The organism is Paenibacillus sp. LRG-1, from assembly GCF_057220305.1.
Genome location: NZ_CM170126.1, coordinates 344,080 through 368,763, shown reverse-complemented (window position 1 = coordinate 368,763; position 24,684 = coordinate 344,080). Strand labels below are relative to the sequence as shown.

Below are 24,684 nucleotides of genomic sequence, written 5' to 3'. Positions count from 1 at the left end.
GAATGAGCTAAGCCCTGGCTACATATATGTGAGAGAGAATGAAATTTCGTGATTTCTAAAGGGGTGAACACGATGGGATATTATATTGAGGTGGAACGCGGCGTGAAGCTGTATGTCGAGGATATTGGAGAAGGCATCCCTGTTCTGATGGTTCACGGCTGGCCGCTGGATCACCGAATGTACGAATATCAGGCCGCCTTGTTGCCTGCTTACGGGTATCGCTGTATTCAGGTTGATCTTAGGGGGTTCGGCAAGTCTGATCGACCATGGCATGGATACAATTATGATCGATTGGCGGACGATCTGCTGGCTGTTATGCAGGCGCTTCAGTTAAACCAGGTACGGCTGATCGGTTTTTCGATGGGGGGAGCTGTGGTCACACGCTACATGAGCAGGCACCGGGGATTTGGCGTCAATCAGTTGATCTTGATCGGAGCAGCTACGCCCCGATTCACCCCAACCAGCGACTTCCCTTACGGTACTCCTGTCACAGAGGTAGATAAACTCATCAAACAAGCCTATACAGATCGTCCACAACTGGTAACTTCTTTTGGCGAGATGTTGTTTGCCAATCCCGTTAGCCAGAGCTTACGCGATTGGTTACGTGATCAGGGTTTCGCGGCTACAGTTCATAGCATGGCTTGTACTTTGTATTCACTGCGTGACTCTGATTTGCGCGCTGACCTACCATGTATACACGTGCCTACTTGGATTCTACACGGCAAGCTGGATCGGGTCTGTCCTTTCCCCCTGGCTGTCCAAACTCAAAAAGGAATTGCCGGATCAAAGCTTATTCCTTTCGAACGAAGCGGGCACGGTGTATTTTACGAAGCGCTACCCGAATTTAATTCTATCTTACTGAGCATACTAGCCCCATCCTCCACACCATAATTGAAAACCTGTTCATTCTTATGTATAATTCATATTTATAAAAAACAAAAAAGACGCCTCAGCGCCGTTAATGGCTATGGGGCATCTTTCACTACAAACATTTATCCGTTTAGGATTGTTTGGTATGATTAAAGCTCGTATTATTTAAAACAGCCAGCTTTTTCTCGCCCTTCACCATGGCAGAACCGCAAATGGGGCATGTCGGCTCGACAGAAAAAGCGAAGTTATCCCGCATCCAGCCGTTACATGTATCGCTGGCGCAATTCCAGACAGTTGTAATTTCCTCAGGAATCTCATCCATTGGCTTTTTCCGTGAATTGTACATAAACATCCCTCTTTCTTCATGATTTATAAAGCGATAAGATGTAATCAGTTCAAAAACGGTCTTGTGAACAGATAAAAACAAATGCCCCAAACGCTATGTTCGGGGCATCTGAAGTAGGCTGTAATTTTAAATTACAGTTTTACAACGTTCTCAGCTTGTGGTCCACGGTTTCCTTCAACTACGTTGAATTCTACGCGTTGGCCTTCGTCCAAAGATTTGAAACCTTCGCCTTGGATTGCGGAGAAATGTACGAATACGTCGCTTCCACCTTCAACCTCGATGAAACCGAAACCTTTTTCTGCGTTAAACCATTTAACTGTACCTGTTTGCATGGAATTACCTCCAAAATGTATTTATATGACCTTTATTTTTGACAAATAAAAATTCACATATTGCACAAGGTTATTTCAACCTAAAACAATAACCCTCTACAATATGTGAATCTCAGGTCACAATTTCAATATACTCATATTACCATAAGTGTATTGAAAACGCAAGCACTGGTGAATTTAATTTATGCAGAGTGCTTATGTTCTCTATTGCTGCTTCAAAGCTGTGTTCATTCGGCGGGAGTGAGTCATTAACGCCTACTTAAAACATTATATCCGCAGTTGCTTCCTATTATACCAGCAATCAAGAAATAAATATACAAAACATTGTGCAGGAGACGAACTTCTTACTAAAAGCTCATCTCCTGCGTTTATTTGCTCATTTTGAATTACAATTCTGCCAGTGCTTTAATTTCCTCTGCTGTCAGCGCTTTGTTATACATTTGAACTTCATCCAGGCTGCCATTGAAGTAAGCATCGGCGGCAAAGCGGCTTTTGCCGAGATAAGCCTCGCTCGTCAGCAACTCATTGGGATTAAAGGTAATGCTGTCATTAACGGCTACTTCCTCACCATTTACATACAGCTTTCCTGTATTCCCTTTCAGTGTAACCGCTACATGCGTCCACTGGTTTAGAGGTAATGATGATTTGGAAAGCAAGCTTTGATCCGTACCCTCATGGATTGTAAACTGGAGCACACCGTTTCCTTGGGAAGGGGTAAGAAACATATGCCGGGCTTGGCCGTTGCCGAAGTCAAAAATCCGTTGCCAAGCTGCACCGCCCTTCCAGTTCACCCAAGCGGAAAAGGTAAAATCCTTCGCATCTGTTACTGTATTTGGTAGTTGCACGTAACCATCCTTACCGTTTAGGACAAGCGCACCGCCAAGCTTCCCGTCTTTATCCCATGCAGCACCACCATAGGTCTTACCATCGAATTGATTGTATGTGCTGTCGACAACCGAAGTTCCTTGATCTTCACTCCACGAATAGCGTGCGAGCTGAGGACCTCGGGCCTGCCCGGGAACAATGACTGTAAAGTTTTTCTTAGCTGTGGCTTTGTCCTTTTTGATGGTCGCTGTCAATGTAACTGTTACAGGCTGAGAGCCGGCTTCTGGACGGTATACTTCACCTGTCACAGAAATATTCTCCGGGTGGGTGGATTCCCATGAAATAGTGGTATCTTGTGCTGCTTGAGTAGGTAGCGTCAGATTATAAAGAACATTGCTCGTATCGCCCAGGCTCAGATCCTTCTGCACAGCAGCTACAATCTTGCTGGCCTTCAGGTCAGGCTTTAGCGAACCCCATACCGTAACACCCTTGGAGGACAACGCGGTAAAAGCAAGCGTCTTGGCACCTGTGTCTGGATCACGGTGCCGCAGGAATACACCTTTGTAATTCGTGCCCTCTGCTGTAATTTCCAGCTGATTGCCTGCCCCCAACTTCCATGTACCGTTCACTCCACCAGACAGCTTGCCGCCACTATCCAGACTGACGTTAACGGCTTGCTTAATATTTGCCGAAATTTCCTTCCCGTGATTTACATACGAATATTGACCGAGGACATCCTTTTCTGACAGCTTTTTCAGTGAATCTTCATCTCCCGAATAACGATAAGGAGCAACCACAGGCCAACCGTCAGCGTTCATGAACATTTCATGTACCCGCACTTCAAACTGTTCGCCTCTCCCCGGGAAACGGGAATGGAAAATGACAAAATGCTTTTTCGTCTTGGGATCATAATAAGCCGAGTTGTGTCCGGGTGACACATAACCTGCACCCAGTCCAGTACCCGGATCACCAATTTCTCTTGGAATCAGGTAATTACCTATCAGTTTGACACCGTATGGTTCAATGGAAGCGTCATCAAAAAGTGGTTTATCAGGATTCGCCTTGACCTTGATCATATCATTGCCTTCAGCATCGTAGAAAGGACCATCCGGTGTTTTGGACCGAGCCACCCGCAGGTTGTATCCGCCATCCGCTGACAATCCACCATAGGACAGGAACAAGTAATAGTAGTCCGTTTGCGGACTGTATTGTATGTACGGCCCTTCCATACGAGCATGATTACCGCCTGTCAGCTTTTTACCGTAGCCTTGACCAGGGAGCGGCTTCCCTGTCTTTTCATCCATCTGCATAATGAAGATGCCTCCTGAGTAGGAGCCATATACCATCCACAGTTTGCCGTTCTTATCATAAAAGGTGTCCGGGTCTACGGCATTTGGATGCTTGGTTGCGTCATAGATCGTCCCATCCTCACTCGGTTGGTCCCACATGCCGGATTTTAGAAAAATGCCTTTATTCTTATAAGGCCCTTCAATTTTATCAGCAACTGCTAGGCCCATTGCTGAACGCGGTGAGTCACCCTTGCAAGCGTTATAATACATATAGAACTTGCCATCTGCCAGTTGAATGACATCAGCTGCCCACAGGGTGTCTGTCTGTGCCCAATCCAGTGCTTCCTTTAATTCTTCTTTGACGTTGGGAATCAATGTATTACCATTCGCCACTCCTGTAGCAATCGTATCCCAATTCATGAGGTCTTTGGACTTGGCAGCCGCCAGATGTGAGCCGAAAATGTAAAATGTGTCTTTCACTTTCAGGATGGATGGATCATGTACGGAAGTCTCCTTGAAAGAGACAGCCTTTTTACTTTGAATTGAAAAGTTTTCTAGGTCTTGAGCTTGAAGGGAAGTTTGCCCCACATTTTGAATTCCATCTGTATCTGAATTGAGTGTTTGCTCGGCGCCTACCAAAGAAGCAGGCAACAACAGCGCACCTGCCAGTGAAGCTGCTGTTACTTTACGAACAAATGATTGCTTCATAAATCAATCTCCTCTCGTTTTGAACATCCCTGATAACATAAAAAAATATTGAGAAAGCGGTCAGGATTATGTTTGTATTAACTTCTTCAGCCTCGAATTTAATGTTGCTCATCCCTCCTTTTTCATCATTAAAGCGCTTTCACTTGATTTGAAAATAAAAGCACCTTCTGTTAAGAAGGACGTTTCAAACCTAGCGGTTAACCGTACCTCTATATTATTCAATGGATATGGAAAATTCAATATGTAATTTTATATTTTTATAAATTATTCATCGAATTATTAACATTAATAAATGTATTGCGTAAATTTCTAGTTTAAAGTTATAATTTTACAAGTAAAATTTTATATGTTTCCTGCCGATATACCTAAAAGGACAATTTTACGGATACTGTAAAGAACCGTTTAGATTTTATAAGGAGGTGAAAAATATATGCAATGGTATTTAAATGCATTAAAAAACTATGTAGGATTCCAAGGTAGAGCAAGACGTACAGAGTATTGGATGTTTATCCTATTTAGTGTAATCGTTAGCTTTGTAATCAGTCTGATCGATAGTCTTGTTGGCTTATCACCGATATTGACTTACATTTATTCTTTGGCTGTCCTGCTGCCATCCTTGGCCGTCCTGGCCCGTAGACTGCATGATACAGGCAGAAGCGGATGGTGGATTCTAATCGCTCTGATTCCTCTGGTAGGGTCAATTATTTTGATTGTATTCACATGCCAAGACAGTCAGCCTGGCGACAATAAGTATGGGAAAAACCCTAAATTGTAATGGTTGTAGATGTCTAAAACCTCTTTCACAAAAGTGAAAGAGGTTTTTTTTCATATCCGCCTCTCCCCCATCGAAATTTCAGCAGTAAGTTTATCTGGAGACCCCTGCGTCCATACTGGATTAAAAAGTATCCTCAAAGAGAGGGAGAACGTTCATGCGTTTTCGGAAAAGAATCCCCCCTAACAAAGTTAAAAAGCCGCCAGTCCAGCACAGCGAAAGTAAGTCTGAGCATTCAGGAGAGCAGCTCAGTGCGAATATCGGAAGCAATCTTCAGCAAATCAGACAAGCACTCGGTAACAGCACTGACATCATCATAAGAGAAGTTCGTATCGGCAAAGATGGTGACCAGCTCATTGCAATTCTCTATACGGACGGTTTGGCGGACAAAAATATAGTCTCCGACTTCATTATGGAATCGATGATGCTGGATAGTAGCTTGTCCAGAGACGTAGAGTGCAGGCTCCAGAACTCCTCTAGTGTCATGCAAGTATTGAAAGATTATGCCCTAACCATTGGAAGCATCCGGGAGATTATCGACTTTGAAACCTTATATAACGCGCTGTTGTCCGGGGATGCTGTCATTTTGATTGACGGTGAGACACAGGGAATAGTAGCCAGCGCACGTGGATGGAAGGATCGCGGTGTCACCGAGCCTGCCTCGGAAAATGTCGTCCGTGGGCCGCGGGAAGGATTTTCTGAGACACTGCGCACGAATACGGCATTGATTCGGCGTAAGATTAAAGATCCGAATTTGTGGCTGGAAACCAAACAAATCGGTCGTGTAACCCAGACCGAAGTCGCTGTCATGTATATCAAAGGGATCGTGAACCCTAAATTGGTCGAGGAAGTGCATGAGCGATTGAATCGCATTGATGTAGACGGCATTCTCGAAAGCGGTTATATCGAGGAGTTAATCCAGGACGAAACTTTCACCCCTTTTCCAACAGTATATAACTCCGAACGTCCAGACGTCATCGCCGCCGAGCTGTTGGAAGGAAAAATCGCGATCCTGGTGGATGGGACCCCGTTTGTGCTTGTCGTACCTGCGCTGTTTGTTTCCTTCCTGCATGCGGCGGAGGATTATTATCAGCGTGCGGACATCAGCAGCTTCATCCGGGTTCTTCGTTACACCGGAGTTTTTATCTCCCTGTTAGGTCCGTCCCTATATATTGCCATCACTACGTTTCATCAGGAAATGCTGCCGACCTCACTGCTGATCGGTCTGGCAGCACAGCGGGAGGCCGTTCCCTTCCCCGCCTTTATCGAAGCACTCATGATGGAATTAACTTTTGAAATATTGCGGGAAGCTGGAGTTCGTATGCCGAAGTACATCGGGGCAGCCGTCTCTATCGTAGGCACACTCGTCATCGGGCAAGCTGCCGTCGAGGCGGGCATCATATCTGCAGCAATGGTTATTGTCGTATCGATTACGGCGATTTCAAGCTTTGTTCTCCCTGCCTATAATATGTCCATCGCTTTTCGTATGCTGCGGTTCCCCTTGATGGGACTTGCCGCTTCCTTTGGGCTGTTCGGGATTATCGTTGGAGGCATTGCCCTGGTCCTGCATATGTGCAGCCTTCGTTCGTTCGGTGTTCCCTATATGACTCCTTTTGCACCTCTAATACCGACGGACACCAAAGACACCATATTTCGGTTTCCTCACTGGATGATGACTTCACGTCCACGGTTAGTCGATCAGAAGAATGTCAAACGTCGAAACAGCGCTCCACCTCGCAAATCAAGGGAATAAAAGAAAAGAGAAACAGTCGGAAAGGAGTGGATAATCATGAAGCGGAAGATAGCGATTCTGTGCCTGATTCTTGCACTCGTTTTACTTCTGACGGGCTGTTGGAATCGCAGGGAGTTGAATGAACTTGCCATCGCCGTTGGTATGGGGATTGATAAACAAGGAGATCAATTCCGGGTCTCTCTCCAAGTGGTGGACCCTGGAAAAGCATCGGCCAAAAAAGGAGCAGGCGGTGGTGCTCCAGCCACCTTGTATACAGAAGAAGCGGATACCATATTTGAAGCGATCCGAAAAATAACAACGATTAGCCCCCGGAGAATGTATTTTTCTCATCTGCGTATATGTGTAATCGGTGAATCGATGGCCACCGAAGGAATGGCGAAATCTTTAGATTTACTCTCCAGATATCATCAGTTCCGAACCGATTTTTATATTGTAGTGTCCAAGGGCACTAGTGCGGAGGATACGTTAAAAATTATGACACCTTTAGATCCGATTCCCGCAAACGACCTTTTCTCCTCTCTGGAAACATCACAAAAAAACTGGTCACCCAGTACGACAGTAACTTTGGATGAATTGGTATCAGCACTCACCAGTGAAGGAATGCAGCCTGTCTTGACAGGACTCCGAATCGTTGGCAATAAAGAAACGGGAGAAACAAGCGGCAATGTGCAAGAGATCGCCCCATCCGCCCGATTACAGTATTCCGGACTTGCTGTATTTAGAAAAGATCGATTAATCGGGTGGTTAAATGAAACTGAAAGTAGAGGCTACAATTTCATCCGCGGCAAAGTGCAGAGCTCTGTCGGCTTTGTAGCTTGCCCCAGAGGCGGCAAAGTCGTTTCGGAAATCATTCGTACCCAAACAACTATAAAAGGGAACGTTTATAGGGGGGAGCCCCAGGTCAATATAAAAATGCAGGTTGAGGCCAACGTGGGAGAAGTCGAGTGTAATGACCTGGATCTGACCCAGGTGGGGACGATTTATGACATTGAGAAGAAAGAGGAAGAAAAGATAGAAGAGATTATGAAAATGGCTGTCAGAAAAGCTCAAAAATCATACAAAGCTGACATTTTCGGATTCGGTGAAGCCATTCACCGCGCTGACCCGAGAACCTGGAAATCCATTAAAAAAAATTGGGATTATGAGCACTTTGCAGAATTACCCGTAAATATCAAGGTCAATTTCAAGATTCGGCGCTTGGGCACGATTGGCAGCTCATTTTTGAATGATATTAAGGAGTAAATCCCTTGTCAGATACGGCGGGGGATCTGGCTCCTGTATAGAACCTTACCCTACAAAAGAAGGTGTTTCCCAAGATGCTATCTCATATGGTGAAAGTTCTGGGCATATTACTAACCGCTGCTGCAATCAGCTTGATCGAGGTCCCCTACATGTGGAAAAAGGGGTTAAAAAAAGAGCTTTGGTTATTCTCCATCCTTCTCCTTTTTGCCGTCGGAATTTGCTGCGCCAAGGCATTAAACTGGCTTATTCCAACTCCTCTGGATTGGATAACAGCGGTATATAGACCTTTCAGTGATTTCCTGACCCATATCGGTCTAATAAAATAAGACGAGGTGAAATAGGTGCCCGCACAGATCAAAATCTCAGCACGCCAAATTATGATATTAACGGCTCTATTTACGATCGGGAGTGCAATCCTCATCATTCCTTCAGGCATGGCGTTGGTAGCCAAACAAGATGCGTGGATTGCCGCGCTCGTCGGGGTCGGGGCCGGGCTCCTTGTCTTGTATTTGTACAGCAAGATTGCAGCTCTGTATCCAGAGATGACTCTGATTGGGATTATGGAAACCCTGCTCGGAAAATGGTTAGGCAAAGCCGTCGGTCTTCTGTTTTTCACCACACTTTTCATCAATGCTCCCGCTCCCGTTTTATTTTATTTAGGGAATTTTATGACTACTCAAATGATACCAGAAACACCAATTCTAGCGGTAAATATCCTTTTTGCGCTTATTATATTGTTGGCTGTTCGGCTGGGCCTGGAAGTGCTGGTCCGTTCTGCCGAACTGATGTTTCCGTTATTTACTCTTCTTTATATTTCTTTTACAGGTTTAGTGGTGTCCAATATTAAATTAGAAAACATTCAACCTGTATTAGAGGCGGGATTGGGACCTATTTGGCCTGCTGCCCTGTCCTTTGTTAGCACTGTGTTTATACCTCATATTATTCTGCTCATGATCTTCCCGGCTTCTGTAAATCGTTCCGATCAAACCCGTAAAGCTTTTTTCATAGGCAGCCTAATTGGCGGATTAATGTTGGTCGTGGTGGTTGCACTGGCAGTTTTTGTATTAGGTCCTGATTTAACGGCAAGAAATATTTATCCTAGCTATGCGTTAGCCAAAAAAATTAACATCGGCAATTTTTTACAGCGTATCGAAGCAATTATGGCTACCATGTGGTTTATTTCACTCTTTTTCAGAATCACGCTGTACATGCACACTACTGTGACAGCAATAGCCCAAATCTTTCGTTTGAAAAACGACCGGCAACTGGTGCTTCCTCTCGGGATGATTTTAGTCATCATGTCCGTCATCGTGTATCCCAATGTCCCATATCAACAAATCTATGATACAAAGACGTGGGTTCCTTATTCACTATCAATCGGGTTGTTTCTTCCCTTACTGCTGCTCAGTATACATGCCCTGAAAAGGTTGGGGACAAAGAAGAATAACAAGCCGGATGATAAACGTGAAGATAGAGGTGAAGATGGTGCCTAAGCAAGTTAAAATCTCCACACGGCAATTGTTGATCTTAACGATATTATTTACAATCGGCACTGCAATCCTCGTCATCCCTTCCGTTATGGCCGCCACTGCTAAACAGGATGCATGGATCGCAGCACTCGTCGGAGTGGGCTCCGGGCTGCTGTTGATATGGCTGTACAACACGATTACCATCCTGTATCCACAGATGACCCTGATTGAAATCATGGAGACCCTTTTGGGCAAGTGGTTGGGGAAGTCTGTTGCTCTGCTGTTTATGGTTATGTTTTTTCTGGGGGGTCCTGCTGCGGTGTTGTATGATTCGGGGAATTTTTTGACTACTCAAATGATGCCGGAAACGCCGATGCAAGCGGTCAACATCCTCTTTGCGCTCATTGTATTGATGGGCGTGCGCCTGGGACTGGAAACGGTAGCCCGGTCTGCTGAACTATTGTTTCCCTTGTTCATTTTGCTGTATACAGCTTTTGTCATTTTAGTCGTATCCAATATCAAACTGGAGAACGCCCAACCGATGCTGGAGAAGGGAGGCGGACCTGTTTGGTCTGCCGCCTTGTCCTTTATTAGTATTGCGTTTCTGACCCATATTGTTTTTCTCATGATTTTTCCGTTTGTCGATCAGCCCGATCAAGCGCGCAGGGCTTTTTTAACAGGGGGACTGATTGGCGGGTTGATTTTGGTTGTGGTCATTGTATTGGCCGTTTTGGTTTTCGGCCATGAATTAACAGCAAGAAGTATGTATCCGAGCTATTCATTAGCCCAAAAAATAAACATTGGAAATTTTCTTCAGCGTATTGAAGCGATCATGGCCGCTATGTGGTTTATTTCGCTCTTTTTCAGGCTGGCTCTGTATATGCAATCGATTATGATAGCCATTAGCCAAATCTTTAATCTAAAAGATGATCGTCCGCTGATCTTCCCTATCGGAATGATCCTGATCGTCATGTCGGTGATCATATACCCAAATGTCCCATACCAGCAATCCTGGGATGCAAAAATATGGACACCTTTTTCCTTATCTATGGGCCTTTTTCTGCCTCTGCTGCTGCTCTGTATGCATGGGATACGAAAAATCTGGTCAAAGAAAAAAATAGGGACCGAAGGATAGATCACATCCATCGTACGAGCCCTCCTACGAGCATCGGTGAAATTTTTTTGCTGTTACCTGTTTACATCCTCCTCTTTTAGTTTATTTTAAACGAGTATTAATCTGGCGCTAAGATTGGGTGTATATGATGTATATTAGAATCTGGTAACTACATAAGCCGGATCGGCTAAAGGCATAAACATTACTCCCGTTGGATATCCATATAAGACTCCACCCTGGCAGAAATTGAATGAAACACAAAGGAGATTTACACTTATGAATCGAAAACGAATTATGGTCATCTGTACACTGTTGCTGGCGTTATCTATTGGGCAGTCTTCTACTTGGGGAAGTCGGGCTAATGCTGCTACACTGGCTCCAGAGAGAGCGCCTCAGGTACAGGATAATGAAGCTTCCAAGGATGATGAACTTTTGAAAACACTGGGCGCATCCTCGGATGAGCAATTGTATGATGCGTTATATAACGGTCAAACCTTGGCAGATATTGCACAATCCAATAAACAGGACGCACAGGCTGTTGTTGATTTACAGGTAGCTCAGTTAACGGAGCAGTTGGATCAACGACTGGCCAATAAGAGCATTACGCCTGAGCAATACGAAGCCCATAAGGCAGAATTGACACAGGTCGTTGCTAAAAGTGTGTTCGGGCTGTAAGCAGTGACACACTTGGCCCGCTTTACGCCGTAGTCCATGACCCCTCAGAGGTGCTTCCGAATTCATGTCAAAAAGGCGCTCTCCGATGGGATGAGCGCCTTTTGGCTGTCTGTATTTTGTTTTAACTTACACTTGATATACTCGGATCAAGTTCGTAGTACCTGCTTCAGCGACAGGAACACCTGCCGACAGAACTACAGTATCCCCTTTATGGATATATCCTGCATTCAGGGCGTTACGGATGGAGGATTCGAACATTTCATCCGTTGTAGCTACTTTATCCCCTTTGATCGGGAACACACCGGATAACAGGCAAATTTTAGCGAATACCGTATTATTCGGAGTAACCGCAATAATAGGTGCCTTCGGACGATATTTGGATACCATACGTGCCGTGAATCCGCTGGCAGTCGACGTAATAATCGCTTTCGCATCCAGTTCCAGGGACGAACTCACCGCCCCCTGACTAATCACTTCCGTAATGTTGGTGCTTTGACGTGCTCTGCGCTTATCGAACTGCTCCTGATAATCGAATTGTGATTCTGCTCTGGCAGCTACAGCGGCCATGGTCCGTACAGACTCGACAGGATATTTACCTGCAGCAGATTCGCCCGACAGCATAACAACATCGGCTCCTTGCATAACAGCATTAAACACGTCACTAACTTCGGCTCTCGTCGGACGTGGGTTCACCTGCATGGATTCCAGCATGTGGGTAGCTACGATAACGGGCTTGCCGACCAGATTACACTTGTCGATCATTTCTTTTTGCATCACAGGCACATCTTGAATCGGCACTTCGACGCCCAGATCGCCACGGGCTACCATAATACCATCGGAAGCTTCGATAATATCATCCAGGTTTTCCATGCCTTCAGCATTTTCAATTTTGGAATAAATTTGTACATGCTCAGCATGATGTCCCTTCAAAATTTCACGGATTTCACGGATATCGTCGCCTTTACGCACAAAAGAAGCCGCAATAAGCTCAACACGCTGCTCCACCCCAAATTGGATGTGCCTCACATCTCGCTCCGTCACGCCTGGAAGGGTCGTATGAATCCCTGGCAGGTTTACACCTTTTCTTGGCTTCAAAATACCGCCACTTACAATATTACAAATCATTTCCGTACCCTCGATGGAGGTTACAGTCAGATCAACCAAACCGTCGTCAATGAGAATGCGGTCGCCTGGTTTGATGTCCTTCGGCATATCCGGGTAATTCACTGAAATACGATGCTCGTCCCCTAGAATCTCTTCTGTGGTCAGAATGAGCTGGCTACCTGGTTTCAACAGACAAGATGCCTCTCTCAGCTTGCCAATCCGTATTTCTGGTCCTTTAATATCCATCATGACAGGTATAAAGGTATTCATTTCCTTCGCAGCCTGCCGCACATTTTCGATACGTTTAACGTGATCTTCCAGTTCACCGTGAGCCATATTCAAGCGGGCTACAGTCATACCAGCCTGAATCATTTCTTTTAACAAATGAATGGAGTCACAGGCAGGTCCCATAGTACAAATAATTTTCGTTTTAAGCATAGTAATGTCATCCTCCTGAATGTCTTTACTGTATGGTTTTCTATTCCACTTTGCTTCTCTATCTACATTAAACTTATATGGCTCTATTCTACCTGTACCCGTGCACCAAGACTATGAACTATAGTATGATGAATGTACTACAGTATAATGAATGTTGAAGACATCGGGGAGTGAGTTTCGTGATTACATTGGTGGATATACGGCAGGACAACGGTGTGGACTGGTATGAAAAGGCTAGTGCAAATAGCGACAACGATGACTTACTGTTCATTTTAGTCACCTTTGGCAAATGTGTATATTGGGTGAACGATTGCAAATTCATTCTCGGTAAGGGTGAAACACTGCTTTTACCCGGTCATCTGGATTACTATGGCAAGAGCATTCCTACGCTTTTTCATACCAAGTATGTGATACATTGCCGCAAAACATGTACGAACAGCACACTTCCCATACTGAATACTGACAAGCCGTTGTTGATCAAACCTGGATGCTACGATATGCTGCATGAACGGATCAAATCGATGTACTTTCAATGGACTGAACACCCAAGCTACTACACCATGATGGCTGACTGTCTGCTGACCGAGGCCATGATATATATGAATCAGGAATGGGACAAAGGCGCCATTTCTTGCGATCGAGAGCGACATGTAGAACATATGAAACAGTATATCCAGAACCATTACCGGGAAAAGGTAACCAAGGAGGAGCTTGGCGACGCCATCCGTAAAACCCCCAATTATGCCGCGACGCTGCTGCGTGAGGTAACACGCCAAACGATCAGTGAGCATGTACATACACAACGTATTAAAACCGCCATCTACATGCTGACCGAGTCCCGGCTAACGATTCGTGAAATTTCGGAGTATGTGGGATATAGTGATGTTTCCTATTTTCATCGAATCTTCAAACGGTTGACAGGCTGCTCGCCGTCCGAATTTCTGGATGAACGTTCCTCAATCGTTTAGAACTACAGAAATAGGATTATGGGAAGATGATACGAAGCAATTTTAAATTTGAAGCTAGAAAAAAGAACGCTCATTTTTTCGAGCGTTCTCTGGGAAAATTAGTTTTCTTCCTCTTTTTTTTCGTAGGTGAAATTTCTTAAAATGACCTGCTTTGTTTTAGTAGTTATTTCTTCCCCCTTATTATCCAAATTTGCAACCTGATCGCTTTGAAACTTGTTTGGGACCTTAACGGGATAAAAATCTCCGTGCTCAGTTAACAGGACATGGGGTTGTTTAGATTGAGCTAGATGAGTTAGTTCTTTCTTTCTCTCTGGTGAGAGCCAGTTAGAATCATCGGTTGCCTTAGTCTCAGTTTTGGTTACACTGGTTTTAGAATCGCCGGTTACTTTAACCTCAGTTTTAATTTCATTAGCAAAAGTTTGGCTTTGAATGACGGTTATAACCCCTCCGATAAGAACAGTTAGACCTAAGACAACAACACTTGTTCTTAGTCGCTTGTTCACACGCACACACCTCCCTTCCCAAAAGATGTATTACGTATTTTAAAAAATATTAGTATTACAACGAGTTCATAAAAAAACATAATAATCGTTAAATAAAATAGTATTAAAACGTAACGTATCCATTTCCTGAAATCGTATAATCATTGAGGTTAAGTACCATTACCTGATATTGTCCAAAACCTGGAGCTTTAATTTGAAAATCCCTATTTTCATCTGTATATCTTCCATAAACGGCAAAAACCTCTCCCAGATAATTTTTGTTCACGAGCAGGTAACCTACTTCAGGGCTAGACCAAGAACTACCATCTGCCCATTGTACTACATGGAAATTCAGGATAGCTGCGTTATTAACCGAAAACTTATTAGAGTAAATAGCCCCATCGTCTCGAGAATGGTGACTAAATGACCATGCTCCCAATGACATAGGAGAAATCTTTTGATCGAGTTGAGTCTTTTCTTTTTCAACAGCAATTGATTCTATGGGTTTCGCATTTTTGATAACTTCATTATATTCTTCAAGCGTCAAACCGCTCAATAGTGAATCCGAATTAGCAATTGAAGAATATGCTGGAAAAAAAGACTGTGGGGAAGATTCTTTAGCCGATGAAGAGGAATCTGCATAGGAGCTTGCTGGGGTCAATCCGATGGCTACCAGCATGACAACTAATCATAGTTACAAGAAATTTTTTTCACGAATAATTGAATCCCAAATACTAAATTTTAACAACATTTATATAATAACACGCAAAATACTCATAGTGTGCATACTATTTGTAATTTTTACCTCATTGACACAATATTTTGTCTCCTTCCAGAAGTCTGACAGATAAAAATGGACAACCATTCAGCATAAGGGAACATTTTCAGTCTATTGAGCGTTTGAAAACGGACTAACGTCCAAAGTCCATTTCATTGAGATGCTCTGAAACTCATTGCGTTATGAGCCGACTGTTGGCCAAAGTCAAATTACGTAACCGGATACGTAATGATAAAGTCTATAAAAAAAGGTCTCCCCACCTGGAAGCTTCTCTAGCATCCCTTTTCAACAAGGGCCAAGAGCGCTCCAAAGTAGGGCGACCGTTATAGTTCATTCATATGCGTATCCGTGCTTATTTTGAAATGATATTAAGTTGAAGAACCCGCTGTTTTGACCTCTTCCAACATTTTATCGTTATAGCCAAACATCCAGGTCAGGACAAACGCTACAACCATAGCAGCCAAGTTCGCCAAAATGTAAAGCGGAAGCTGATGATTCATGTAGAGCAACGTGCCCGGAATGACCGTAACTGCCATACCTGTAGCCGCCAAATGGAAGACTGAAGCGATAAAACCGCCAACCGCACCACCGATGAGGCCCATGACAAAAGGCTTCATGTATCTCAGGTTGACCCCGAAAATAGCCGGCTCCGTAATCCCTAGAAAAGCAGACAACGAGGAAGGAAGTGCTAACGCTTTCAGCTTGCTATTCTTCGTTTTCAGTCCAACCGCCAGACAGGCAGCACCTTGAGCAGCCATAGCGCAGGTAATGATGGCGTTAAAGGCGTTTGCGCCGTTCTTTTCAAGCAATTGAATCTCCAAGAAATTAAATATATGATGCACACCTGTAACGACGATAATCTGATGCAAGAAACCGATGACAATCCCTGCAATACCGAAAGGTAAATCCAGCACAAACGTTGTTCCGTGCAGCACCCATTCTTCGAGTGAATGGAAAATCGGACCGATGGCAAACAATCCCAAAGTGATCATGATTAACAGTGTTAAAAACGGTGTAAGAATCAGATCTAGCGCTTCAGGCACCCGTTTGCGCAGCGCCCGCTCCAGCTTGGCTCCGATCAAGCCCACGAAGAAAGCTGGCAATACTGAGCCTTGATAGCCCACCACAGGAATGAATCCGAACATCGTCAACGGGTGAGCTGAGCCGTCCGCAACACTATAAGCGTTGGGCAAGGCTGGGTTTACCAGCATCAGACCAAGAACGATACCCAGTACTGGACTGCCACCAAATACTCTAAAGGCTGACCATGCGACTAACGCTGGCAGAAAAGCAAAGGCCGTATCCGTTAATACTTGTGTGTATAATAGAAAATTGGGTGAAATGTCCTGTGGCGTCATGCCGAGTAGAGCGAGAATTTGCGGCTGAGTGAGCAAGCCACGTAGCCCCATGAACAGCCCCGTAGCAACCAGTACAGGAATAATCGGTACAAACACATCGCCAAAGGTACGGATGGAGCGTTGGAAGACGTTTCCTTCTTTTTTCGCCTGACTCTTCACCTCTTCTTTAGATGAACCGGTTACGCCAAGCTTTTCGACCTCTTCAAAAATTCGATTTACCGTACCCGTACCAAAAATAATCTGATATTGCCCGGAATTGAAAAAAGCACCCTTGACCTTGTCGATCTCCTCAACTTTTTTCTGATCAATCTTCTCCTTGTCATGCACCATAATTCGCAAGCGCGTCGCACAATGAGCAAAAGATGCAATATTTTCTTGCCCACCGATTGCCTGGATCACTTCTTTAGCTATTTCTCTGTTTTCCGCCATGATGTTCATCCTCTCGTTCATTCCGTTATGTTTGATGATTAACGAACCACTTGATGTTTTAGCCTACTCATGTAAAATCCCATTTTACCGCCTGGAAGAGAGCCTCTCCCTTGTCGGCAAAAAAGCGTATTTCGTCACTCTCTGGATGCGGAAAAATACGACTGGTGAACACCTCTTCCCCATCATTGACGAAAATCTCAACTGAAGACGTATCTACAAACAAATGTAGTTTGATATGATCTTTATCCCATGAACACTGCCGTACCTCACCATACGAAGTGGCTACAGGCTCACCTGATTGCGAACGGTCCAATATTAGTTTGCGGCTGACGGCATTATATTTAATCACCGTTTTCTCAGTCTCACTCGCACGGAATTCAATACCAAACACCTTAGCGCTCAAAAGATCTACCTCACAGATCAGCTCATAGGCCGTACCTGTAAATCCTTCATAGGTTTTGCTCTCTGAGAATAACGTGTCAGCTACCCGATCCTCACGATTTCTACGTAGCGTAGTTAGCTCAGGGATCGGCCGCTGCAAGAGTTTGCCCTCATGAAGCGTAAGCTCCCTTGGTAATGTCAGACAATGAGCCCATCCGTTCGGATCTGTGGGATATTCGATATCCGGCAGGCCCATCCATGCCACCATAATACGCCGCCCCTGTGGGTCAATCATCGTCTGTGGCGCATAGAAGTCAAAGCCTCTATCGAGCTCGTGGAATGCGCCGTGCTCCAGTCTTCTTGTTCCGGTATCCAACGGCTTGCCGATTACGTAGCCCGATTGATAAATATTGTGATTTTCATCCCCAGAAGGCTCCAAGCCCTGAGGAGAAAAGACCAAGACACCCGCTTCGTTCAGTTCAAAATAATCTGGACATTCCCACATGTAGCCAAACGACTCCAGGCCTGTGCACAATTCTCCCTCAAACTGCCACGTACGAAGGTCGGTTGATCGGTAGAGGACGGCGCAGCCTGTTAAATTCGTTCTCTGGGCACCAATCACACAGTAAAAGCTATTGCCGTCTTTCCATAGCTTGGGATCACGAAAATGGTCTGTATACCCTTCTGGCACATTGGAAATAACGGGGTGCTCCCATTTAGTAATGTGACCATTCTCGTCCATAACAGCCATGCATTGATAAGGATGTCTGATCCAGTCTTCATCTCGTGCATTTCCCGTATACAGCATATATAACTTGCCCTCATGCTCCAGTGCGCTGCCCGAATAAGCCCCATGCGAATCAAAATAATCCCCAGGTGCGATGCCAATGCCGGCACTATTCCATGTGACCAAATCTTTCGATTTCAGATGATACCAGTATTTCATCCCATGATCCGTTCCGAGCGGAAACCACTGATAAAATAAGTGGTATTCACCTTGGTAATATGAAAAGCCATTGGGGTCATTGAGCAAACCTGTCGGTGGCTGGATATGAAACACCTGCCGCCAGTGACATTGCTCCACTTTCTCCTCCAAGCTGGCTATTTCACCGGGCTCTGCCTGCTCGATCATTCGATACTTTTGTTCTCTTGTCATTTTCATAGGTGTACCTCATTTTTATTAAAACTTTCGCCTCAGGAACCGGTTCCAAACCAATGAAAAAAATATTCTATCGGAACCGGTTCCCTTGCGATTAAAAATATATACTCATCCATGGATTTGCAACCGATTCCATTTGTGCCCGAATGCTATGGAACCGGTTTCGAAGAAATTATAATCCACTTGTTCAGCGTTTGTCAACGCTTTCTCTTTCGATAAGGGAATAATTCATGACCGTCACTTTTTCTACCGATTTATGTTCTACCAGCCGCATAATATTTTGCGCTGCTACACGTCCAGCCTCCATATACGGATATTGAACGGTTGTCAGGGCAGGGTGAATGACCTCCGTAATATCGTATCCCCCAAAGCCAGTTACCGACAAATCCGACGGGATGACAATCCCTCTGGAATAAGCCGCATTGATTACGCCCAGCGCGATATTATCCGTAGCACACACCATTAACGATGGCTTGAAATGGTCCAAAATGGCGGATGCAGCAATCCGTGCATCGGACATTTTAAATCCGGTCTCATAGTATCTGATATCATACCCTGCTGCTCGCATCGCATCGTCCGTATGAGACTCAGCAGGCAATGCATCGCGAACAGCCTGCCTAAAGCCCTCCTTGCGTTGCACACCGACGGCAACATCCTTTTCAGTAACACCAACGTAGGCAATTTCGCGGTGTCCCTGTGACAAAACGTACGTGCCGATATCATATCCTGCACGATAGTCATCATGGATAAGGCTATGAAGCTGCTCGTGCTGCTGGCCCACCAGCAACACCGGAATACCGATGTCACGAATCGCGGTCAGATGGTCGTCTGTGATTTGAGCAGCCAGCAAAATGATACCCGAAATCTTTTGTCGGCCCAGCTCATAAATAGCTTCAATTTCACGCTGTACATCCTGGCTCGTATTGGAGATCAGCATCTGATAATGCTGAGAACGCAGCTCCTCATCAATCCCCATCAACGTATGGGATGTCGCAAAAGAATCCAGACGCGGCACAACGGTGCCGATAATGTTGGTCCGCTTCGCCTTAAGACTCTGGGCAAAGGCATTGGGCACATACCCCGTGGCTTTAACCACTTTTTCAATTTTACGTTTCGTATCCACGCTGACAGACCCGCCGTTCAAAAAACGGGATACCGTGCTCTTGGATACACCAGCCATTTGGGCTATATCTGCAATCGTCTTATTCATGAAGTCCCCCGGAGATTTTTCATATTCATATGCTTCCAAAACGTCTCTTTTCACATAACCCTATAATACCATATGGCGGGATTGGATTGCTGTGGCTCCAGACCCATCATGCACAAAACGCCGTCCCTTCTGAAGAAGGAAACGGCGTATCATAATGAACGTAATTTTAAAAATCAAAGTTATCCGGATCTGGACCTACTCGAAGATTGGCATTTAACGCCTGAATTCGATCCATATCCTCGCGCGTCAGTTCGAAGTCAAAAATGTCGGCATTTTCGACGATCCGATGCGCCTTGGTAGACTTGGGAATGGTGACAACTCCCTGCTGCACATCCCAGCGTAAAATCACTTGCGCCACCGATTTGCCATACTTGGTCGCTATGTCTTGCAGTACCGGATGATCGAGCAATTGGCCTTGCATTAACGGGGACCAGGCTTCCATTTGAATGTCGTTCTTTTGACAGAATTGCAACAGCTCGGCTTGGGTTAATTGTGGATGGAACTCCACTTGATTGATCATTGGCTTAATTTCAGCATCCTTCATGAGATCTTCCAAATGATGAATCTGGAAGTTGCTGACTCCAATCGCCTTAATCCGTCCTTCTTTATACAAGGATTCCAACGCTCTCCAAGCTTCTTTATACTTTCCTTGAACTGGCCAATGAATCAGGTATAGATCCAGATATTCCAGACCCAGCTTGTCCAGACTGGCTTCATAAGCTGCTCGTGTCTCTTCATAGCCTAAATCTGCATTCCACACTTTGGACGTGACGAACAGATCTTCTCTGGACAGATTATTTTCCTGAAGGGCTTCCTGAATAGCCTGCCCTACACTGCTTTCATTCGCATAGATTGCAGCTGTATCTATACTGCGGTAGCCATGCTTTACAGCAGCCTTTATAGCATCGACCAGCTCCGAACCTTCTTCCACTTTAAATACCCCAATGCCAAACCAAGGCATGTGAACTCCGTTGTTTAACAATGTTGTGCTTTGTAAGTTTTGTGTCATTTTGTATCTTCCTCTCTATTTTTTAAAAGCTTTAACCTGTAATGGTGGTTGTATCCCTTTTTTCGAGCATACGACTCCAGCCTGTGAGCAAAACCGCAACGAAAACCATAATGCTCCCGATCCAGGCCGTATGAATGAGACCGAGTGAATCCGTTACAATCCCGCCTAGATAAGCTCCGATGGCTATCCCTGCGTTGAAAGCTGCAATATTAACAGCAGAGGCAACATCGACAGCTTTGGGTGCAAACCTTTCGGCCAACATGACTACATATACCTGTAGCCCGGGCACGTTCATAAACGCAAGCAATCCCATAAAGAAGATCGTAATCAGTCCTGCCGTTTTAAAAGGTGCCGTGAACAACAGGAGAAAAAGGATCACTGCTTGAATCAAAAACATGTAAAACAAAGCTGAAAGCGGCTTGCGGTTGGCTGCTTTTCCGCCAATGACATTACCGATGGCAATCGCAATTCCATACAGCAAAAGTATAAACGTTACCGTACTTTGTTGAAATCCGGTTATGTCGTGAAGTAATGGAGATAAATAAGTAAACACCACAAATGTGCCTCCATACCCCAAAGCTGTAATGATAAATGCGAGTAGCAAGCGACCATTGGTAACCAGTTTGACCTGCTCGCGGAAAGGAGTCTTGTTCCCTTTGCGCAGCGTAGATGGCAGCAGAATCAGATTGGCGATGAGTGCCACTACACCGACGACCACAATCGCCATAAATGCAGCCCGCCAACCCCATTGCTGCCCAATGTAGGTACCCAAAGGTACACCTGTGACTGTGGCTACGGTCAACCCGGAGAACATAATGGAAATAGCACTCGCTCGCCGATCATCCGGCACAAGATCGGCCGCGATGGTGGAACCGATAGACATGAACACCCCATGGGCGAACGCTGAGATCACACGCGCAATCAGCAGCAAGGCTATTCCGCTAGAGACCGCAGCGAGGCTATTACCTGCAATAAATATAATCATGATCCACAGCAGCAACGTTTTACGGGGAACACTTGATGTTAATGAAGTCAAGACAGGTGCCCCGATGGTAACCCCTAATGCATATAGCGTTACAGTTAGTGCAGACATCGTTACAGATATATGCAAGTCTTCAGCAATCAGGGGAAGTAGTCCCACGCTGATGAACTCGGTTGTTCCAATCGCAAAGGCGCTTACGGCTAGAGCCAGTAATGGCCAGATACTTCGTTTTGATTCTGGCGACATGTTTTTCACTCCTATCTATAGAAATCTTCGACCAGCAGATGTTATTATGAGTTATTCAAGCAAATATGAACAGTACGTACTTTTTAGTGATATAGGTACTAAAAAGTACCCTAGATAAAGTTCTTTTTGATTAAAACAGGCTGTTAAGGTATGTATAACAGAAGTGATACACATGGGGGGATCTGCATTGGGGAAGAAAAAATACAACATCTCTGTTGAGGCGACGTTAGAGGTGATCGGCGGGAAATGGAAATGCGTGATTCTGTGTCATTTGACACATGGAAAGATGCGGACAAGCGAATTAAAACGGATGATGCCTTCCATAACACAAAAAATGCTGACTCAGCAGCTTCGTGAATTAGAGGAAGACGGCATTGTCAATCGGATTAGCTATAATCAGGTTCCACCCAAAGTGGAGTACGAGCTTAGTGAATATGGGTGTAGTCTGAAAGGCATTTTAGATTCTCTTTGTGCTTGGGGAGAAAGACATATTATTAAAGAATACGGGGATAAATCTACGGTTTTGGAAGATAACATTCTGAATAAGCTGTAAAGCCAAAAAGAGCGCCTGCATACATCAGCAGGCGCTTCTCTCTCCGAATTCCAAGGGTTACGAATTGGACATCATTTTAATTTGTGAAATCGATGACCATGCGTCCTTGGATTTTGCCCTGCTCCATCTCCTCGAAGATCTCATTAATGTCTTCGATCGGACGTTTTTGTACAAGAGGGACGACTTTACCTTCTGCAGCGAACTGGAACGCTTCTTTAAGGTCTTCACGAGTGCCGACCAAGGAGCCAATAACTTGAATGCCGTCCAGAACCAGACGTGGAATGTCCAGATCCATCTTATCAGTTGGAAGACCTACAGCTACAACACGCGCGCCAGCCTTTACAACGTCGATGGCCTGGTTGAAAGGTGTTTTGGCAACAGCAGTAACCACGGTTGCGTCCAGACCAGCACCGTTTGTTAGCTCCTTAGCTCGGGCGACCGGATCTTCTTTCATGCTGTTAACGATATAGTCAGCACCAATTTGTTTAGCCAGTTCTAGTTTTTCATCACTGATGTCAAAGGCTACAACTTTAGCATTGAATACATTTTTGGCGTATTGCACAGCCAGGTTACCCAAGCCGCCAATGCCGAAGATACCGATCCATTGTCCTGGTTTGATTTCACTTACTTTAACTGCTTTATATGTTGTAACCCCTGCGCAAGTTACACTACTTGCAGCAGCAGGGTCAAGACTATCTGGTACTTTGACCGCGTAGTCAGCTGTGACAATACATTGCTCTGCCATTGCACCGTCTACCGTATATCCGGCATTTTTAACTTCACGACACAGCGTTTCCCGCCCGGTTAGGCAATATTCGCAGTGACCGCAGCTTTCGAACATCCAGGCAATACTTACGCGATCACCAATCTTAAGACTGGTTACTCCTTCGCCTAATTCAATGACTTTTCCAATACCTTCATGCCCCAGAACTCTGCCTGTGACATCACCGAAATCTGCATTTTTCACATGTAAATCTGTGTGGCAAACTCCACAGTATTCGACTTGGACTAACGCTTCCCCATGCTTCAGGGAGCGTAAAGGTTTCTCTTCTACACTGACTTTCTTGTCTTTTGTAACAATTGCTGCTTTCATGTAGATCTCTCCTTTAATTAGATATGGAATTATTTTGTAATGCACACTTCATTATTATAGTAATTTTTGCCCAAAAAGGACAAATATAAATCTAACTTAAAACTATTTAATCGAAAAACGCTTCTTTCTAAGTCCTTGGACCCTTGTAGGAACTTTGTACAATAATTTACAATGTAAAAAGTTTCACATACTCTATTTGGAAGAAGGATAAAGAAACATGAAAAAAAACTGGAAAGGTTGCCTGTTCAGCATATTTGCCATTATCTTGGTCGCGTCGGTAACAGGATGCAATTCACAGCCCGCCATTTCTAGTACCACCAGCACTTCATCCTCATCGGCTAACAACGCTCATGCAGTTGTTCAGAAAGGCCCACACTGGTCCTATGCAGGAGAAGAGGGACCCGAGCATTGGGGAGAGCTGGAAAAAGATTTTGTTGCTTGTGGTAACGGCCACGAACAATCTCCTGTCAATATAGAGCATACCCATCTTGAAGCATCGCAAACGCAGCAACCTCTGCAAGTTCATTACACCAATACGAAAGCATCCATTTTAAATAATGGGCACACTGTGCAAATCAGTGTTGCCGATGCCAACAATAACATCGTGCTGGACGGTACTAAATTCACTTTAAAGCAGTTTCATTTTCATCACCCGAGCGAACACCAAATAGATGGTAAAAATGCTGAAATGGAGCTTCATTTTGTCCATCAAAGCGACAACGGAAGCACAGCAGTCTTAGGGGTCCTTATCCAAAGTGGCAAAGAAAACAAGGCTTTCAACCGCATCTGGTCCAAACTGCCGAAAGATATTTCCCAAGAAGCAGCTCTGGATGAAGAAATAAATCTCGCTACGCTGCTGCCAAAAGACCTGCACTCCGTTCGTTACAACGGATCGCTGACTACCCCGCCATGCACAGAACATGTCAATTGGACAGTGCTGGAGCAGCCTATTGAAATGTCCGCAGACCAAATCAACCAGTTTGCTGCCATTTTCCCCGATAACCATCGTCCTGTACAACAGCTGGGAACCCGGGAACTGACTGCCGATAAATAATAAAATAAAGTGCCGTAAGATGTAAGGTGCATTCTATATATAAAT

General features: G+C 44.8%; 23 protein-coding genes. 11 read left to right on the top strand and 12 right to left on the bottom strand.

The features are described 5' to 3' along the window. The first annotated feature begins 72 nt into the window (after nucleotides 1-72). On the top strand, nucleotides 73-891 hold the full coding sequence (locus tag ACUUJN_RS01600) for an alpha/beta fold hydrolase (RefSeq protein WP_023986607.1): 819 nt from the start codon (nucleotides 73-75) through the stop codon (nucleotides 889-891). Nucleotides 892-1,000: 109 nt separating this feature from the next. On the opposite strand, the gene ACUUJN_RS01595 is transcribed toward ACUUJN_RS01600, so the two are convergent. The 3 genes from ACUUJN_RS01595 to abnB all read right to left on the bottom strand — a co-directional run bounded on the left by ACUUJN_RS01595 (nucleotide 1,001) and on the right by abnB (nucleotide 4,370). Continuing rightward, entirely contained in the window at nucleotides 1,001-1,216 is a 216-nt protein-coding gene (locus ACUUJN_RS01595; RefSeq protein WP_013308357.1) for a cold-shock protein, read from the bottom strand. 131 nt (nucleotides 1,217-1,347) lie between these two features. Next, nucleotides 1,348-1,548: a cold-shock protein gene (locus ACUUJN_RS01590; RefSeq protein ID WP_007428290.1), complete on the bottom strand. Its 201-nt coding sequence runs from the start codon at nucleotides 1,546-1,548 to the stop codon at nucleotides 1,348-1,350. 386 nt (nucleotides 1,549-1,934) lie between these two features. Further along, nucleotides 1,935-4,370 carry an arabinan endo-1,5-alpha-L-arabinosidase AbnB gene (gene abnB, locus ACUUJN_RS01585; RefSeq protein ID WP_484669195.1) on the bottom strand — a complete coding sequence of 812 codons (2,436 nt, stop codon included), beginning with the start codon at nucleotides 4,368-4,370 and terminating at the stop codon, nucleotides 1,935-1,937. A gap of 430 nt (nucleotides 4,371-4,800) precedes the next feature. Between abnB and ACUUJN_RS01580 the strand changes: the two genes are divergently transcribed. From ACUUJN_RS01580 to ACUUJN_RS01550, 7 genes are all read left to right on the top strand, one after another. Continuing rightward, the gene (locus tag ACUUJN_RS01580) at nucleotides 4,801-5,145 is read left to right on the top strand and encodes a DUF805 domain-containing protein (RefSeq protein ID WP_023986605.1); all 345 of its coding nucleotides are present in this window, start codon (nucleotides 4,801-4,803) and stop codon (nucleotides 5,143-5,145) included. A gap of 154 nt (nucleotides 5,146-5,299) precedes the next feature. Next, a complete protein-coding gene (locus ACUUJN_RS01575) occupies nucleotides 5,300-6,895 on the top strand; it encodes a spore germination protein (protein WP_023986604.1) in 1,596 nt (531 codons plus the stop codon). Between the two features lie 36 nt (nucleotides 6,896-6,931). After that, nucleotides 6,932-8,137 carry a Ger(x)C family spore germination protein gene (locus tag ACUUJN_RS01570; protein ID WP_023986603.1) on the top strand — a complete coding sequence of 402 codons (1,206 nt, stop codon included), beginning with the start codon at nucleotides 6,932-6,934 and terminating at the stop codon, nucleotides 8,135-8,137. 74 nt (nucleotides 8,138-8,211) lie between these two features. Then, nucleotides 8,212-8,463, top strand: coding sequence for a hypothetical protein (locus ACUUJN_RS01565; RefSeq protein WP_023986602.1), 252 nt, complete (start codon nucleotides 8,212-8,214; stop codon nucleotides 8,461-8,463). Between the two features lie 15 nt (nucleotides 8,464-8,478). Continuing rightward, nucleotides 8,479-9,630 carry a GerAB/ArcD/ProY family transporter gene (locus ACUUJN_RS01560; protein WP_023986601.1) on the top strand — a complete coding sequence of 384 codons (1,152 nt, stop codon included), beginning with the start codon at nucleotides 8,479-8,481 and terminating at the stop codon, nucleotides 9,628-9,630. Then, nucleotides 9,602-10,741, top strand: coding sequence for a GerAB/ArcD/ProY family transporter (locus tag ACUUJN_RS01555; RefSeq protein WP_308457640.1), 1,140 nt, complete (start codon nucleotides 9,602-9,604; stop codon nucleotides 10,739-10,741). The genes ACUUJN_RS01560 and ACUUJN_RS01555 overlap by 29 nt, the downstream gene beginning before the upstream one ends. Before the next feature lie 255 nt (nucleotides 10,742-10,996). Continuing rightward, the gene (locus ACUUJN_RS01550) at nucleotides 10,997-11,395 is read left to right on the top strand and encodes a hypothetical protein (RefSeq protein ID WP_023986599.1); all 399 of its coding nucleotides are present in this window, start codon (nucleotides 10,997-10,999) and stop codon (nucleotides 11,393-11,395) included. A gap of 126 nt (nucleotides 11,396-11,521) precedes the next feature. On the opposite strand, the gene pyk is transcribed toward ACUUJN_RS01550, so the two are convergent. After that, the gene (gene pyk, locus ACUUJN_RS01545) at nucleotides 11,522-12,937 is read right to left on the bottom strand and encodes a pyruvate kinase (protein ID WP_023986598.1); all 1,416 of its coding nucleotides are present in this window, start codon (nucleotides 12,935-12,937) and stop codon (nucleotides 11,522-11,524) included. A 179-nt stretch (nucleotides 12,938-13,116) separates the two neighbouring features. On the opposite strand from pyk, the gene ACUUJN_RS01540 reads away from it, so the two are divergent. Then, a complete protein-coding gene (locus tag ACUUJN_RS01540; protein WP_023986597.1) occupies nucleotides 13,117-13,905 on the top strand; it encodes a helix-turn-helix domain-containing protein in 789 nt (262 codons plus the stop codon). Between the two features lie 98 nt (nucleotides 13,906-14,003). Here ACUUJN_RS01540 and ACUUJN_RS01535 read toward each other — a convergent pair whose 3' ends face one another. The 7 genes from ACUUJN_RS01535 to ACUUJN_RS01505 all read right to left on the bottom strand — a co-directional run bounded on the left by ACUUJN_RS01535 (nucleotide 14,004) and on the right by ACUUJN_RS01505 (nucleotide 21,939). Beyond that, nucleotides 14,004-14,408, bottom strand: coding sequence for a hypothetical protein (locus ACUUJN_RS01535; protein ID WP_023986596.1), 405 nt, complete (start codon nucleotides 14,406-14,408; stop codon nucleotides 14,004-14,006). A 103-nt stretch (nucleotides 14,409-14,511) separates the two neighbouring features. After that, nucleotides 14,512-15,066: a hypothetical protein gene (locus tag ACUUJN_RS01530; RefSeq protein WP_081391277.1), complete on the bottom strand. Its 555-nt coding sequence runs from the start codon at nucleotides 15,064-15,066 to the stop codon at nucleotides 14,512-14,514. Nucleotides 15,067-15,533: 467 nt separating this feature from the next. Continuing rightward, nucleotides 15,534-16,952: a sucrose-specific PTS transporter subunit IIBC gene (locus tag ACUUJN_RS01525; protein ID WP_023986594.1), complete on the bottom strand. Its 1,419-nt coding sequence runs from the start codon at nucleotides 16,950-16,952 to the stop codon at nucleotides 15,534-15,536. Nucleotides 16,953-17,019: 67 nt separating this feature from the next. After that, a complete protein-coding gene (locus tag ACUUJN_RS01520) occupies nucleotides 17,020-18,495 on the bottom strand; it encodes a glycoside hydrolase family 32 protein (protein ID WP_484669194.1) in 1,476 nt (491 codons plus the stop codon). 184 nt (nucleotides 18,496-18,679) lie between these two features. Beyond that, a complete protein-coding gene (locus tag ACUUJN_RS01515) occupies nucleotides 18,680-19,702 on the bottom strand; it encodes a LacI family DNA-binding transcriptional regulator (protein WP_023986592.1) in 1,023 nt (340 codons plus the stop codon). A gap of 166 nt (nucleotides 19,703-19,868) precedes the next feature. Then, nucleotides 19,869-20,711, bottom strand: a complete 843-nt coding sequence (locus ACUUJN_RS01510; protein ID WP_484669193.1) for an aldo/keto reductase — start codon at nucleotides 20,709-20,711, stop codon at nucleotides 19,869-19,871. Between the two features lie 31 nt (nucleotides 20,712-20,742). Beyond that, the gene (locus tag ACUUJN_RS01505) at nucleotides 20,743-21,939 is read right to left on the bottom strand and encodes an MFS transporter (RefSeq protein ID WP_028541938.1); all 1,197 of its coding nucleotides are present in this window, start codon (nucleotides 21,937-21,939) and stop codon (nucleotides 20,743-20,745) included. Between the two features lie 187 nt (nucleotides 21,940-22,126). Here ACUUJN_RS01505 and ACUUJN_RS01500 point away from each other — a divergent pair, with 187 nt between their 5' ends. Beyond that, nucleotides 22,127-22,492, top strand: a complete 366-nt coding sequence (locus ACUUJN_RS01500; protein WP_028541937.1) for a winged helix-turn-helix transcriptional regulator — start codon at nucleotides 22,127-22,129, stop codon at nucleotides 22,490-22,492. Between the two features lie 76 nt (nucleotides 22,493-22,568). Here ACUUJN_RS01500 and adhP read toward each other — a convergent pair whose 3' ends face one another. After that, the gene (adhP, locus tag ACUUJN_RS01495) at nucleotides 22,569-23,585 is read right to left on the bottom strand and encodes an alcohol dehydrogenase AdhP (RefSeq protein ID WP_023986589.1); all 1,017 of its coding nucleotides are present in this window, start codon (nucleotides 23,583-23,585) and stop codon (nucleotides 22,569-22,571) included. A 217-nt stretch (nucleotides 23,586-23,802) separates the two neighbouring features. On the opposite strand from adhP, the gene ACUUJN_RS01490 reads away from it, so the two are divergent. Continuing rightward, nucleotides 23,803-24,639 carry a carbonic anhydrase gene (locus ACUUJN_RS01490; protein ID WP_053324430.1) on the top strand — a complete coding sequence of 279 codons (837 nt, stop codon included), beginning with the start codon at nucleotides 23,803-23,805 and terminating at the stop codon, nucleotides 24,637-24,639. Nucleotides 24,640-24,684 lie beyond the last annotated feature (45 nt).